The organism is Pseudofrankia saprophytica, from assembly GCF_000235425.2.
In the GTDB taxonomy this organism is placed as follows: Bacteria; Actinomycetota; Actinomycetes; order Frankiales; family Frankiaceae; genus Pseudofrankia; species Pseudofrankia saprophytica.
The window spans coordinates 191,708-205,165 of sequence record NZ_KI912267.1 but is presented as its reverse complement, the minus strand read 5'-3'; the positions used below and the strand labels follow the sequence as shown (position 1 = coordinate 205,165).

Annotated in this window: 10 protein-coding genes; 5 read left to right on the top strand and 5 right to left on the bottom strand. The window is 69.8% G+C overall.

Going from position 1 to position 13,458, the window contains the following annotated elements:
* Positions 1-68 precede the first annotated feature (68 nt).
* The 5 genes from FRCN3DRAFT_RS0235415 to FRCN3DRAFT_RS0235395 all read right to left on the bottom strand — a co-directional run bounded on the left by FRCN3DRAFT_RS0235415 (position 69) and on the right by FRCN3DRAFT_RS0235395 (position 6,622).
* Positions 69-893 (bottom strand): septum formation family protein, encoded by an 825-nt coding sequence (locus FRCN3DRAFT_RS0235415; RefSeq protein WP_232794348.1) that lies wholly within the window; start codon positions 891-893, stop codon positions 69-71.
* A 334-nt stretch (positions 894-1,227) separates the two neighbouring features.
* Positions 1,228-2,820 (bottom strand): phosphoglycerate dehydrogenase, encoded by a 1,593-nt coding sequence (gene serA / locus FRCN3DRAFT_RS0235410; protein WP_007516334.1) that lies wholly within the window; start codon positions 2,818-2,820, stop codon positions 1,228-1,230.
* Positions 2,821-3,062: 242 nt separating this feature from the next.
* Positions 3,063-4,055: a ketol-acid reductoisomerase gene (gene ilvC / locus FRCN3DRAFT_RS0235405; RefSeq protein ID WP_007516335.1), complete on the bottom strand. Its 993-nt coding sequence runs from the start codon at positions 4,053-4,055 to the stop codon at positions 3,063-3,065.
* Positions 4,056-4,203: 148 nt separating this feature from the next.
* Positions 4,204-4,731, bottom strand: coding sequence for an acetolactate synthase small subunit (gene ilvN / locus FRCN3DRAFT_RS0235400; protein ID WP_007516336.1), 528 nt, complete (start codon positions 4,729-4,731; stop codon positions 4,204-4,206).
* A 52-nt stretch (positions 4,732-4,783) separates the two neighbouring features.
* The gene (locus tag FRCN3DRAFT_RS0235395) at positions 4,784-6,622 is read right to left on the bottom strand and encodes an acetolactate synthase large subunit (protein WP_269799871.1); all 1,839 of its coding nucleotides are present in this window, start codon (positions 6,620-6,622) and stop codon (positions 4,784-4,786) included.
* Positions 6,623-7,156: 534 nt separating this feature from the next.
* Here FRCN3DRAFT_RS0235395 and leuA point away from each other — a divergent pair.
* The 5 genes from leuA to FRCN3DRAFT_RS0235370 all read left to right on the top strand — a co-directional run bounded on the left by leuA (position 7,157) and on the right by FRCN3DRAFT_RS0235370 (position 13,112).
* Positions 7,157-8,851: a 2-isopropylmalate synthase gene (gene leuA / locus FRCN3DRAFT_RS0235390; protein ID WP_035931100.1), complete on the top strand. Its 1,695-nt coding sequence runs from the start codon at positions 7,157-7,159 to the stop codon at positions 8,849-8,851.
* Positions 8,852-9,171: 320 nt separating this feature from the next.
* Positions 9,172-10,206, top strand: a complete 1,035-nt coding sequence (locus FRCN3DRAFT_RS0235385) for a 3-isopropylmalate dehydrogenase (RefSeq protein ID WP_007516339.1) — start codon at positions 9,172-9,174, stop codon at positions 10,204-10,206.
* A 494-nt stretch (positions 10,207-10,700) separates the two neighbouring features.
* Positions 10,701-11,627: a branched-chain-amino-acid transaminase gene (ilvE, locus tag FRCN3DRAFT_RS0235380; RefSeq protein ID WP_007516340.1), complete on the top strand. Its 927-nt coding sequence runs from the start codon at positions 10,701-10,703 to the stop codon at positions 11,625-11,627.
* A gap of 283 nt (positions 11,628-11,910) precedes the next feature.
* Entirely contained in the window at positions 11,911-12,297 is a 387-nt protein-coding gene (locus FRCN3DRAFT_RS0235375; RefSeq protein WP_007516341.1) for a CBS domain-containing protein, read from the top strand.
* Positions 12,298-12,407: 110 nt separating this feature from the next.
* A complete protein-coding gene (locus FRCN3DRAFT_RS0235370) occupies positions 12,408-13,112 on the top strand; it encodes a Crp/Fnr family transcriptional regulator (RefSeq protein ID WP_007516342.1) in 705 nt (234 codons plus the stop codon).
* The last annotated feature ends 346 nt before the right edge of the window (positions 13,113-13,458 follow it).

Here is a 13,458-nt window from a genome sequence, read left to right as displayed (position 1 = left end):
GGAGCCGGACCGGTGGCCGGCGGGACCAGGAGTGTGGCCGGCGAGACCGGACGCGTGGCCGGTGGGCGTCAGGCCGGTGTGGCGACGGCGCCGAGCTGGTCGATCAGTGACGTCAGCCCGGGGAGCTGCGCGGTGCAGGCGAGCGTCTTCACGCCCTTGTCCCAGGCGGCGGCATTGGGCTCCAGCGCGCCGGAGACCGGGGAGGCGCCCGGCTGCGCGTGCCCGGAGACCGGGGAGCGCCCCGGTGACACGTGGCTCACGTAGTTGTTGAACGCGTCGCCACAGCTGGACTGCACCAGGCTGTCAAGATTGCTCTCACCTGGCCATACGCCGGGCAGGTTCCCACTCAGGTCGACCAGTTTGATGACTTCGACCCGATGCGGCTGGCCACAGCGCACGACCTTGGCGCTCTCGGCCCCCGCGGCGCTTGCCGGGTCCCAGTTCACGCAGTCGCCCACGCGCAGCGACGACAGGAGCGCCGGCGGGACGAGCACTCCACCGGCGGTGTGCGGCGCCAACGGCGCGGAGGCGGTGGGGTTCATGACCGTGCTACCCGAGGCCGCGCCGGCCGTCGTGGCCGCCCGGTTGCTGTGCCGCAGCGCGACGACGATGCTGATCACTCCGGCGAGCACGGCGAGGAAGGCGACGACGCGGGCGGCCCTGCGGCGACGGAAACCCGGCCGCGGCGCCCAGACCATCCGGTGCATGCCAGCCGGCAGCCGGCGGTTGGCCGGTACGACCTGGCAACGCCCTGGATCCCGGCGGTCGACCGACCGGCCGCGCTCGGCCGCGGACGGCTCGATGAACCGGGCAGCCCGGACGAAACCATCATCCAGATGCAGGTTCTCGAAGGGATCCCGGTGCTCCGCGGGCTCCCGCTCCGGCGACGCCATGGGAGCAACGGTAAACCCGCGCCGGCCCATCACGATGGTCTTTCCCTCAACGACTGTACAGACCACAACGAATGCCCCATGGTCGCCGGCTGCCGGCGCGCGCGCGATGGGCTGATCGGCCTCGGGAATCGACGCCCGGTAATAGAGTGACCACGTGTAGTGCCGTTCCGGCGCGGGCCATATTCACCCACGGCGCGAGACGGAACTGTCGTCGGTGCCAACGGCCCCCCAACGTCTTCCCCACCGGTTTCGCGCCCGTCCAGGTCGTTCTCGGATCTGCGAGCGCGAGCGGCAGCGACCCGGCGGGGGAGCGGCGGGGAAGCGGCGGGCGGTGCTAGCGGCCGACGGTGACGCTGACGGCGCGAGCGTAGGGCGCGCCGATGATCCTCGCGATCTCCTGCAGGATGTCGGCGGGGACGGCGTCGTCCAGGGACAGCGACATCAGTGCCTGCCCACCCGCCTCCACGCGGCTGACCTGTGCGTTCGCGATGTTGATACTCGCGTCGCCCAGCAGCTCGCCGATGGCGCCGACGATGCCCGGCCGGTCCTCGTACCGGAAGAACGCCAGGTGGGCCTCCGGCCGCAGGTCCACCTCGAACCCGTCGATCGCGGTGATCTTCTCGACCTGCCGGGTGCCGACCAGCGTCCCCGCGACCGAGACCACGGTGCCGTCGGGCAGCGCGCCGCGCAGCGTCACCAGGTTGCGGTAGTCGGGACTCTCGCGGTGGGTCTCGAGCGCGACCTCGACATGGCGCTCCTTGGCGAGCAGCGGAGCGTTCACGTAGGTGACCTGCTCCTCGACGACGTCGGCGAACACCCCCTTGAGGGCGGCCAGCTGCAGCACGGAGACGTCGAACTCGGTGATCTCGCCGCGGACCTCGACGGTCAGGTTCGACGGCAGGCCGCCGGCGATGCCGGTGAACACCTGGCCGAGCTTCTCCGCCAGCGACAGGCCGGGCCGGACCTCCTCGGCGACCACGCCACCGGCCTGGACGTTGACCGCGTCCGGCACGAACTCGCCCTGCAGCGCCAGGCGCACCGAGCGGGCGACCGCGAGGCCCGCCTTCTCCTGTGCCTCGTTTGTCGACGCCCCCAGGTGCGGGGTGACGACGACGTTCTCCAGGCCGAACAGCGGCGAGGCGGTGGTCGGCTCCTTGAGGAAGACGTCGACGCCGACGCCGCCGACCTGTTTCGAGCGCACCGCCTCGGCGAGCGCCCGCTCGTCGACCAGGCCGCCCCGGGCCGCGTTGATGACGATCACGCCCCGCTTGGTCCTCGTCAGCTCGTCCGCGCCGATGAGCCCGAGGGTCTCCGGGGTCTTCGGCAGGTGAATCGTGATCACGTCGCTGATCCGCAGCAGCTCGTCGAGGTCGACGAGGCGAACACCCATCTGCGCGGCTCTGGCCGGCGCGAGGTAGGGGTCGTACGCGACCAGCTGCATGCCGAACGCCGCCAGCCGCTGCGCGACCAGCTGCCCGATCCGGCCGAGGCCGACGACGCCGGCGACCTTCTCGGTCAACTCGACACCGGTGTACTTCGAGCGCTTCCACTCGCCGTTCTGCAGGGACTTGTCGGCCGCTGGCACCCGGCGGGCGACGGCGAGCAGCAGCGCGATCGCGTGCTCGGCGGCGCTGACGATGTTCGACAGCGGCGCGTTGACGACCATGACGCCCCGGGTCGTCGCCGAGGGGATGTCGACGTTGTCCAGGCCGATGCCCGCGCGGGCGACGACCTTGAGCCTGGGCGCGGCGGCCAGCGCCTCGGCGTCGATCTTCGTCGCAGACCGGATGATCACCGCGTCCACGTCGGCGAGCGCGGGCAGCAGCACCGACCGGTCGGCGCCGTCCACGTGGCGGACCTCGAAGTCCCCGGACAGTACCTCCAGCCCGGCCGGCGAAAGCTCCTCGGCAACGAGTACGACGGGCACTGGGATCTCCTCATCGAGAGCACAGAGATGCGGCTCGGCCACCGCCCCGGGCGACATGGGCACGCATCCCCGGCCGCCAGAGCCTACCGGGCGATCAGTGTGACGCTCGTCTCATAAACACGGCCCGTTTGGTGACGGTTGGTCAACCGTCACCAAACGGGCCGTGAATGCGACCGGCACCTCGGGTCACCGCCGCCCGGAGCTGGCGGCGCCGCGACCCGAGCGACCTGGTCGGAAGGCTCCTACCTGGAGATCCAGGACATCATCGAGCGGAGCTTGGAACCGACCTTCTCGATCTGGTGGGTCTTGCCGTCCTCGACGAGCTTGGTGAAGTTCGGGCGGCCCGCGTCGTCCTCGGCGACCCACTCGCGCGCGAAGGTGCCGTCCTGGATCTCGTCGAGGATCTTGCGCATCTCACCCTTGACCGCCGGAGTGACCACCCGCGGGCCGCGGGTGACGTCGCCGTACTCGGCGGTGTCGGAGATCGAGTAGCGCATCTGGGAGATGCCGCCCTCGTACATGAGGTCGACGATGAGCTTGAGCTCGTGCAGGCACTCGAAGTAGGCGATCTCCGGCTGGTAACCGGCCTCGACGAGGGTCTCGAACCCGGCCTGGACCAGTGCGGACGCGCCGCCGCAGAGCACCGCCTGCTCGCCGAACAGGTCGGTCTCGGTCTCCTCGGTGAAGGTGGTGCGCAGCGTGCCGGCGCGGGTGCCGCCGATGCCCTTGGCGTAGGCGAGCGCGGTCGCCAGGGCCTTGCCGGTCGCGTCGGTCTCGACCGCGACGAGGCAGGGGACGCCCTTGCCCTCCTGGAACACCCGGCGGACCAGGTGGCCCGGGCCCTTGGGGGCGATCATGAAGACGTCGACGCCCTCGGGCGGGGTGATCAGGTTGTAGCGGATGTTGAAGCCGTGACCGAAGGCCAGCGCGTCGCCCGCCTTGAGGTTGGGCAGGATCGACTCGGCGTAGATCTTGCGGTGCGCCGTGTCGGGCGCGAGGATCATGATGATGTCCGCCTCGGCGGCGGCCTCGAACGGGGTGACGACCCGCAGGCCCTCCTCCTCGGCCTTCGCGCGGCTCTTGCTGGTCTCCGGCAGGCCGACGCGGACGTCGACGCCCGAGTCCCGCAGGTTCAGCGCGTGCGCGTGGCCCTGGCTGCCGTACCCGATGATCGCGACCTTGCGCTCGGCGAGGTCCTCCAGGTTGGCGTCGTCGTCGTAGTAGATCTCGACCATCGTGCGCGATCTCCTCGTTGCGTGTTCGTGGTACCGGTGCACGTGCTGCGCACGCGCGCGGATTGGCGTTTCCAGAGCCGGACGACCGGCGACCGGCATGATCGCAGACCCAGGGCTGGTGGGTCGGGAGGCGCCGCCCAGGCGTCGCCTAGGCGGTTCTCTCCAGGGCGCGCAGGCTGCGGTCGGTGATCGAGCGGGAGCCGCGGCCGAGCGCGACCATGCCGGACTGGACCAGCTCCTTGATCCCGAACGGCTCCAGGACCCGGACCAGCGCGTCCAGCTTGTCATGGGTGCCGGTCGCCTCGATGGTGACGGCATCGGAGGCCACGTCGACGACCTTGGCCCGGAACAGGCCGATGAGCTCGAGCACCTGCGAGCGGGCGGACGCGTCGGCGCGCACCTTGACGAGCAGCAGCTCGCGCTGGACCGAGACGTCGGGGTCCATCTCGACGATCTTCAGCACGTTGACGAGCTTGTTGAGCTGCTTGGTGACCTGCTCCAGCGGCAGCTCGTCGACGGCGACGACGATCGTCATTCGGGAGACGTCGCTGTGCTCGGTCGGCCCGACGGCCAGCGACTCGATGTTGAAACCGCGCCGGGAGAACAGACTGGCCACCCTGGCCAGGACTCCGGGCTTGTTCTCGACGAGAACGGACAGCGTGTGGTGGCTGGTCACGGCGTCTGCGCCTTTCGAACCGAACGAGCGAAGGAGGGGCACCTGCGGCGCACTAGAGGTTCACTTCGGCGTCGCCGCTGTAGTCGAAGTCGGGAGCGAGGTCACGGGCGACCTTGATCTCGTCGTTGCTCGAGCCGGCGGCGACCATCGGCCACACCATCGCGTCGGGGTGGACGACGAAGTCGATGACCACCGGCGCGTCGTCGATCGCCATCGCCTTCTCGATCGTGCTGTCGACGTCGGCGGCCGTCTCGCAGCGCAGCCCGACGCAGCCGAGCGCCTCGGCGAGCCGGACGAAGTCCGGGACCCGCTTCGCGCCGGTGCGGGAGCTGGTCGGGTGGGTGCCGAGGTTGGTGTTCGAGTAGCGCTGGTCGTAGAACAGCGTCTGCCACTGGCGGACCATGCCGAGCGCCCCGTTGTTGATGACGGCGACCTTGATCGGGATGCCCTCCAGCGCGCAGGTCGCGAGCTCCTGGTTGGTCATCTGGAAGCAGCCGTCGCCGTCGATAGCCCAGACGGTCGTGTCGGGGCGGCCGACCTTGGCGCCCATCGCCGCCGGCACGGCGTAGCCCATCGTCCCGGCGCCGCCGGAGTTCAGGAACGTGTACGGGTTCTCGTACGAGATGAACTGCGCCGCCCACATCTGGTGCTGGCCGACGCCGGCGGTGTAGACGGCGTCCGGGCCGGCGATCTGCCCGATCCGCTGGATGACGTACTGCGGCGCGAGCGAGCCGTCCGCGGGCTCCGTGTAACCGAGCGGGTAGGTCCCGCGCCACCTGTTCAGCTGCTCCCACCAGCCGCCCAGGTCGGAGCGGGTCTCGGCCTGCAGCGCGCCGATCAGGTCGGCGATGACCTCCCGGCAGTCGCCCACGATCGGCACGTCGGCGGCCCGGTTCTTGCCGATCTCGGCCGGGTCGATGTCGGCGTGGATGATCTGCGCGTGCGGCGCGAACGTCGACAGCTTGCCGGTGACCCGGTCGTCGAACCGGGTGCCCAGCGCGATCAGCAGGTCCGCCTTCTGCAGCGCGGTGACGGCCGCCACCGAGCCGTGCATGCCGGGCATGCCCAGGTGCAGGTGGTGCGAGTCGGGGAAGGCGCCCCGTGCCATCAGCGTGGTGACCACCGGGATGCCGGTCAGCTCCGCGAGGATGCGCAGCTCCGCGGCGGCGCGGGACCTGAGCACGCCGCCACCGACGTAGAGCACAGGCCGGCGTGACGAGCTGATCATCTTGGCCGCCTCGCGCACCTGCTTGGCGTGCGGGCGGGTCACCGGCCGGTAGCCGGGCAGGTCGAGCGCCGGCGGCCACACCTCGTGCGGCAGCACCGACGTGAGCGACTGCATGACGTCCTTCGGCAGGTCGACGAGCACGGGGCCCGGCCGGCCGGTGGATGCCAGGTGGAACGCCTCGGCGATCGTGCGCGGGATGTCGTCGGCGGACTGGACCAGGAAGTTGTGCTTCGTGATCGGCATCGTGATGCCGCAGATGTCCGCCTCCTGGAAGGCGTCCGTCCCGATCGAGGCGCGGGCGACCTGGCCGGTGATGGCGACGATCGGCACCGAGTCCATGTAGGCGTCGGCGATCGGGGTCACCAGGTTCGTCGCTCCGGGGCCCGAGGTGGCCATGCAGACGCCGACCTTGCCCGTCGCCTGCGCGTAGCCCTCCGCCGCGTGCCCGGCGCCCTGCTCGTGACGGACGAGGATGTGCCGGACCCGCGTCGAGTCGTACAGCGGGTCGTAGGCGGGCAGGATCGCGCCGCCCGGGATGCCAAAGACAACGTCGGCCCCGACCGCTTCCAGGGAATGGACGAGCGACTGGGCTCCGGTGATCTCTCTAGTCATCTGCCGTCTTCCTTGACGTTGGCCGGGGGTGAGCTCAGTCCTTGATGTCACTGCGGGCACTAAAAAGCCCCTCGTGCCAAGGGCACTGAGGGGCTGCGTACGAGTCTGTCCCAGGCTGGCTGGGGCGATCGACTACGCACGCTCTCCGCGTACAAGAAGGCTCAGACGCACCCGCCTACCTTGGCTGACGATCCCGGTGCGAGTCAAGCCCTTCGCGGGTCGATTGTGTTCTGGGACCTGGGCCACACCGCGCCCGCTCAGCTGCCCCGTGACTGGTCTGCCCGATAGCCGACTACCTGGACTAGCTGGACGAGGTCCGCGGCTGGGGTACTGTGTTGGCGCCATGTGTGCCTCGCTTCCTGCCTCGCCGCTGTCGCCGCTCTCGCGGCCACGGCTGGCCGGCCTGCTCCTTAGCCGCCGCGGCGGGGCCTGACTTCCGGCTGGCTTCCCCGTCGCGGTGAATCTCGGGGCGCGTCTCCTATCGGCGGCACCGTCCCCGCGCGTCAGCACCCGGGTGACTCTCAAAGCTGAGAGTCCCGACAGGAAGCAGCTGCAGTGATCAACAATTCGCAGGCCAGCTCTGGCATGCCCATCGACAAGTACCGGCCGTTCCAGCCGGTGGCGCTGCCGGACCGGACGTGGCCGGACGCCCAGATCACCAAGGCGCCGCTGTGGTGCAGCGTCGATCTGCGTGACGGCAACCAGGCGCTGGTCGACCCGATGACGCCCGAACGCAAGCTGAAGATGTTCGAGCTGCTGGTAGGGATGGGCTACAAGGAGATCGAGGTCGGCTTCCCCGCGGCCAGCCAGACCGACTTTGACTTCATCCGCCAGCTGATCGAGAGCGACCTGATCCCGGACGACGTCACCATCCAGGTGCTGACGCAGGCCCGCGAGGAGCTGATCGAGCGGACCGTGCAGTCCCTGGTCGGCTCCAGCAAGGCGCTGCTGCACCTGTACAACTCGACATCCACCCTGCAGCGGCGAGTCGTCTTCGGCCAGGATCGCGCCGGGATCACGGAGATCGCCGTCCAGGGCGCCCGCTGGACCGTCCAGTACGCCGAGAAGCTGCTGGACGACCGCACCGACCTGCGCTGGCAGTACAGCCCCGAGTCGTTCACCGGCACCGAACTCGACTATGCCGTCGAGGTCTGCGAGGCCGTGATGGACGTGTGGGAGCCGACGGCGGACCGCCCGGTCGTGCTGAACCTGCCGGCCACCGTCGAGATGTCGACGCCGAACGTGTACGCCGACCAGATCGAGTGGATGGGTCGCAACCTGACCCGCCGCGACGCCGTGGTGCTGTCGCTGCACCCGCACAACGACCGTGGCTGCGCGGTCGCCGCCGCGGAGCAGGGCGTGCTGGCCGGCGCGGACCGGGTCGAGGGCTGCCTGTTCGGCAACGGCGAGCGGACCGGCAACGTCTGCCTGGTCACCCTGGGGATGAACCTGTTCTCCCAGGGCATCGATCCGATGATCGACTTCTCCGACATCGACGAAATCCGCCGGACCACCGAGTACTGCAACCAGCTGCCCGTCCACCCCCGCCACCCCTACGGCGGCGACCTCGTCTACACGGCCTTCTCCGGCTCCCACCAGGACGCCATCAAGAAGGGCCTCGAGGCGATGGATCGGACCGGGCAGCGGTTGTGGGAGGTGCCGTACCTGCCGATCGACCCGAAGGACGTCGGCCGCACCTACGAGGCGGTCATCCGGGTCAACAGCCAGTCCGGCAAGGGTGGCGTCGCCTACCTGCTGAAGTCCGAGCACGGACTGGACCTGCCGCGCCGGCTGCAGATCGAGTTCTCCCAGGTCGTCCAGCGGCACACCGACGGTGAGGGCGGCGAGGTCACCGCCGCCGCGCTGTGGGACATGTTCCGCGAGGAGTACTTCCTCGACTCCACCGCGGGTCACCCGGCGCTGGAGGTCGTCCGGTTCACGACGTCCGCCGGCGAGGGGGCGCGTGATGAGGTGAATGTCTCGGTCCGCCGGGACGGCGCCGAGGAGGTGCTGATCGGTACCGGCAACGGGCCGATCGACGCGTTCGTCGACGCGCTGTCGACCAGGGGCGTGACCGTCAGGGTGCACGACTACCACGAGCACGCGATCGGCGCCGGCGCCGACGCCCGCGCCGCCGCCTACCTGGAGGTCCAGGTGGAGGACGCCGACGGCGGCAGGGTGTTCTGGGGCGTCGGTGTCGACCCGAACATCGTCACCGCCTCGCTGCGCGCCGTCGTGAGCGCGGTCAACCGCGCGGCCCGCACCCGCGCCGCGACCTGATTTCGTGCGAACCGTGGTCGATGGTCTCCTTCGGAGAGGCGACCATCGACCACACTCCGTTATTCGATCATTGACTGTGGTCGGTGGTGATGTCCCCGGACACCATCATCGGCCACAGTCTGTGATGGAGCCAGGTTGGGCGCCGTCGGCCAGGTTGGGTGGGCCAGGAGGTCTCCTCGGGTGCCTGGTTTTGGGCGCCTGGCGGGCAGCTCAGCCGTGTGCGGTTGGACGCGTTTTGTAGCCAATCCTCTCGGGGCGGTGCGGGCCGTCGGTCCGACGCCCCGAGAGCGTCCGGTCGTCGGCGGATAGGCTGAACGGCCATGAAGCTTGCGGTTATCGGTGGCGACGGGATCGGCCCGGAGGTGGTCGCGGAGGGCCTGCGGGTCCTTCGGGCGGTGCACGACAAGGTGGAGACCACCGAGTACGACCTCGGTGCGCGCCGCTGGCGGGAGACCGGCGAGACACTGCCCGACTCGGTGCTCGGGGAGCTCCGCGGGCACGACGCGATCCTGCTCGGCGCCGTCGGCGATCCCGGTGTGCCCTCCGGCGTACTGGAGCGGGGTCTGCTGCTGCGCCTGCGGTTCGAGCTCGACCACCATGTCAACCTGCGCCCGGTGAAGTTGTACCCGGGGGTGACCTCGCCGTTGGCGGGCGACCCGACCATCGACATGGTCGTCGTCCGGGAGGGCACCGAGGGCCCATATGCCGGTGCCGGGGGCGTGCTGCGCAAGGGCACCCCACAGGAGATCGCGACCGAGGAGAGCATCAACACCCGGTTCGGCGTCGAGCGGGTGGTTCGGGACGCTTTCCGCCGTGCCCAGCGCCGCCCGCGGCGCAAGCTCACCCTCGTTCACAAGAACAACGTGCTCACGAAGGCCGGCGACCTGTGGTCGCGGACCGTGGCCGAGGTCGCGCCCGAGTTCCCCGAGATCAGCGTCGACTACCAGCACGCCGACGCGGCGAGCATGTTCTTCATCACCGATCCGGCTCGGTTCGATGTGATCGTCACCGACAACCTGTTCGGCGACATCATCACCGACATCGGAGCCGCGGTCACCGGCGGCATCGGGCTCGCGGCCAGCGGCAACCTCGACCCCTCCGGCGCGCACCCGAGCATGTTCGAGCCGGTTCACGGCAGCGCCCCGGACATCGCCGGCAAGGGCATCGCCGACCCGACAGCCACCGTGGCCTCGGTCGCCATGCTGCTCGACCATCTCGGCCTTACCGCCGAGGCGGCGCGCGTCGAGCAGGCGGTCGCCGGCTCGCTCGCGGCCCGTGCCACGGCTCCAGGCCACCGTTCGTCGACCCGCGAGGTCGGCGAGGACCTGGCCCAGCGCGCGACCTCCGCCTCGTAGCTCAGCCACGCCAGGCCATCCCAGGCCATCCCAGGCCATCCCAGGCGATCTCGGGCGATCTCGGGCGATCTCGGGCGATCCCAGGCCACGGACGTCTCCCCGCCGGCTCGCGACCCCTGCGGCCCCGGCGCGGAGACGATTCCGGAGTTGCCCGGAGCCCGGTGTCGAGCGTTCCTCGGCACCGGGCTGGGATCGATGGACGTCCGATATTCATGGCTACTCCTCACTCGGACGTCGAACGGCTATCCTCGATAGAGCCGTAGATCCGGTACGACGGCAGCCGACAGGGCCAGACCACGGCGAAGCTCGGCCCCGTGGCGGGTCACCCTGCTCGCTGACCATTAGTCAGCTTCCCGTGGCCCGCGATATTTGCCCGGGGGACACCTCCCCCGGGGATCCGCTGGCGCGGACCCCCGGGGATCCCGACCTCCGGACCCTTGAGTCGAGCTCCGCTCGACCGGCTTCCTATCGGTGCCCTGCTGAGGAGTACGCCTGTGGCCATCACGCCGACCTCGAAGATCTGGATGAACGGGGATCTCGTCGACTGGGACGACGCCCGCATCCACGTCCTGACCCCGACCCTTCACTACGGCTGGGGGGTGTTCGAGGGCATCCGGGCGTACGAGACCCCCCGAGGCACCGCGGTCTTCCGGCTGACCGACCACATCGCCCGGCTCTACCGCAGCGCCAAGATCTACATGATGGAGCCGGACTTCACCCGGGAGCAGTTCGTCCAGGCGACCAAGGACACCGTCGCGGCGAACAACATCCAGTCCTGCTACATCCGGCCGCTGATCTACCTCGGCTACGGCGAGATGGGCCTCAACCCGCTGCCGTCGAAGGTCGAGTCGATGATCGCCGTCTGGCCATGGGGGGCCTACCTGGGTGAGGAGGCGCTGGAGAAGGGCTGCCGCGTCATCATCTCCAGCTGGCGGCGCAACGACGTCAACATCACCCCGCCGGCCGCCAAGGCCACGGGCCAGTACCTCAACTCGTCGCTCGCGAAGGTCGCGGCCATCAAGGGCGGCTACGACGAGGCGATCCTCACCAGCCCGACCGGCCACATCGCCGACGGCTCCGGCGAGAACGTCTTCATCGTCGTCGGGCGGGCTCTCATCACCCCGCCGCTCACCGACGGCGCGCTCGGCGGTATCACCCGGGCCTCCGTCATGCAGATCGCCGCGGACCAGGGCTACGAGGTCGTCGAGAAGCACATCGTGCGTACCGACCTCTACCTGGCCGACGAGGCGTTCTTCACCGGCACGGCCGCCGAGATCGTCCCGATCGCCGAGGTCGACGACCGCGCGATCGGTACCGGTCGTCCCGGCCCGGTCACCCGCGAGATCGCCGAGATCTTCCACCAGGCCACCACGGGTCAGCTCGACCGCTACAAGGACTGGAACGAGTTCGTCGGCGAGTAACCGAGTACCTGACGGATTTCCGCGTGCCCCCGGCCAGGACTGGCCGGGGGCACGTCGCTTTGTGGCGGGTGCGCCGCCTGCACGGATGGCCAGGTCATGGCACCTCCGGGTAGGCGGCGCGGCCCTCGGCGCGGGTGCCGGCACGCGACGGCCGTCGTGCGCCGGGCGTGGTACGCGGCGCGCCGGGCGGAGGCGGGGGTCTGGTCAGATGGCGGATCGGACCTTACCTTGCCTGCATAGCCGATTTCACAAGCGCACAAGCGCCGTCCAGTCGGAGGTTCTCATGCGGGTTTCGGATGGAATGAGCGCGTTGGTGCTGATGATCGGGCCGGGGCACACGCTTCGGCAGGCGGCGCGGCTGATGGCCGGGCGCGGGGTCGGCGCGGCGGTCGTGCTGGATACCGATGGCGCGGGCTACGGCATCCTGACCGAGCGGGACCTCCTGCTGGCACTGGCCGAGGGCAAGGACGCGGACGTGGAGATCGCTGCCGACCACCTCACTCGTGACCTTGTGTTCGCGGATCCGGACTGGTCGCTCGATACAGCCGCGGACGCCATGCTCCGTGGCGGTTTTCGCCACCTGGTCGTTACCGAGGGTGGAACGGTGGCTGGAATCTTGTCGATGCGTGACGTTGTGCGTTGCTGGAATCAGCAGCGCGTTACCGCCTAGCGATGGCGGGCGTGGCCCCTGTTTGGCGCGAGGTTGGCGCATTTACGGCGCCGCACCCGTCAGAAACACGATTCGGGCGTGTTCTGCGTGATGTGGGCAGCAGGAGACAGGTGAAAGCCGCTAACGTCTCGCCCATGCTCGACGACGACGAGGCGGTCGCGCTGCTCCGGGCGACCACGCTGCTCAAGGAGCTCGACGAGGAGGACCTGCGGCGACTCGCTGCCCGCGCGGTGACGCGCCGGTACCGACGGGGCCAGGTTGTCTTCACCGAGGGGGAGCCCGCGGACACCCTGCTGGTGGTGGCCCAGGGCCGGCTGAAGGTGCTCACCAAGGCCGACGACGGCCGTGACCATGTGCTGAACATTCACGGCCCGCGGGAGACGATTGGCGAACTGAACATCGTCGAGCCGGGTACCCGGTCGGCGAGCGTCGAGGCGCTCGAGCCCAGTACCGCGCTCGTGCTCGACCGGACGGCTGTCTGGGAGCTCGTCAAGGAGCGCCCGGCGGTGGCCGAGCAGCTCATCCGGGCTCTGGTCGCGCATGTGCGCCGGCTCACCGGTGCCAACGCGGACCTGGTCTTCCTGGACCTTCCGCGCCGGGTCGCCAAACTGCTGCTGATGCGGACGCGTGAGGCCGGCCGGCCGGTCATCGAGCTGGGGCTCACCCAGACGGAGATCGCGTCGTTGCTCGGCGGTTCTCGTCAGTCGGTCAACCAGGCCCTGCGCGAGTTCGAGCGACGCACGTGGATCCTGTCCGAGGGTCAGACGATCACCATTCTCCAGCTGGACCGCCTGCGCCGCTTCGCTGGCGACTAGCTCCTCAGGCGCACGTTTCGGTGTCCCCCGCGCGAAGCCGGAGGCGAGGCGCGGGGTTCAGTCGCGCCCTCACCGAGATCGACGCTGTGGCATTCTGTGATGCTTCGATAGCCGAGGGTCACGTGACGTTCGGGTAATTTCTGCGTAGCAGACCGGCGCCGAGCTGGGCAGGTTAACGGGGGCGACCTGAGACACAGTCGCGGCGTGTCGTAGGTGTTACGTCGTAAGGTGGACACCCGGCGGTGAACCCGTCCTCGTCGCGCGTTCCGGCCACCCAACCCAGTGGGCCGGACGCGTGACGACCCGGGAGACGGCCACCGCCCGGAGCAGCCACGGCGGAGAGCCG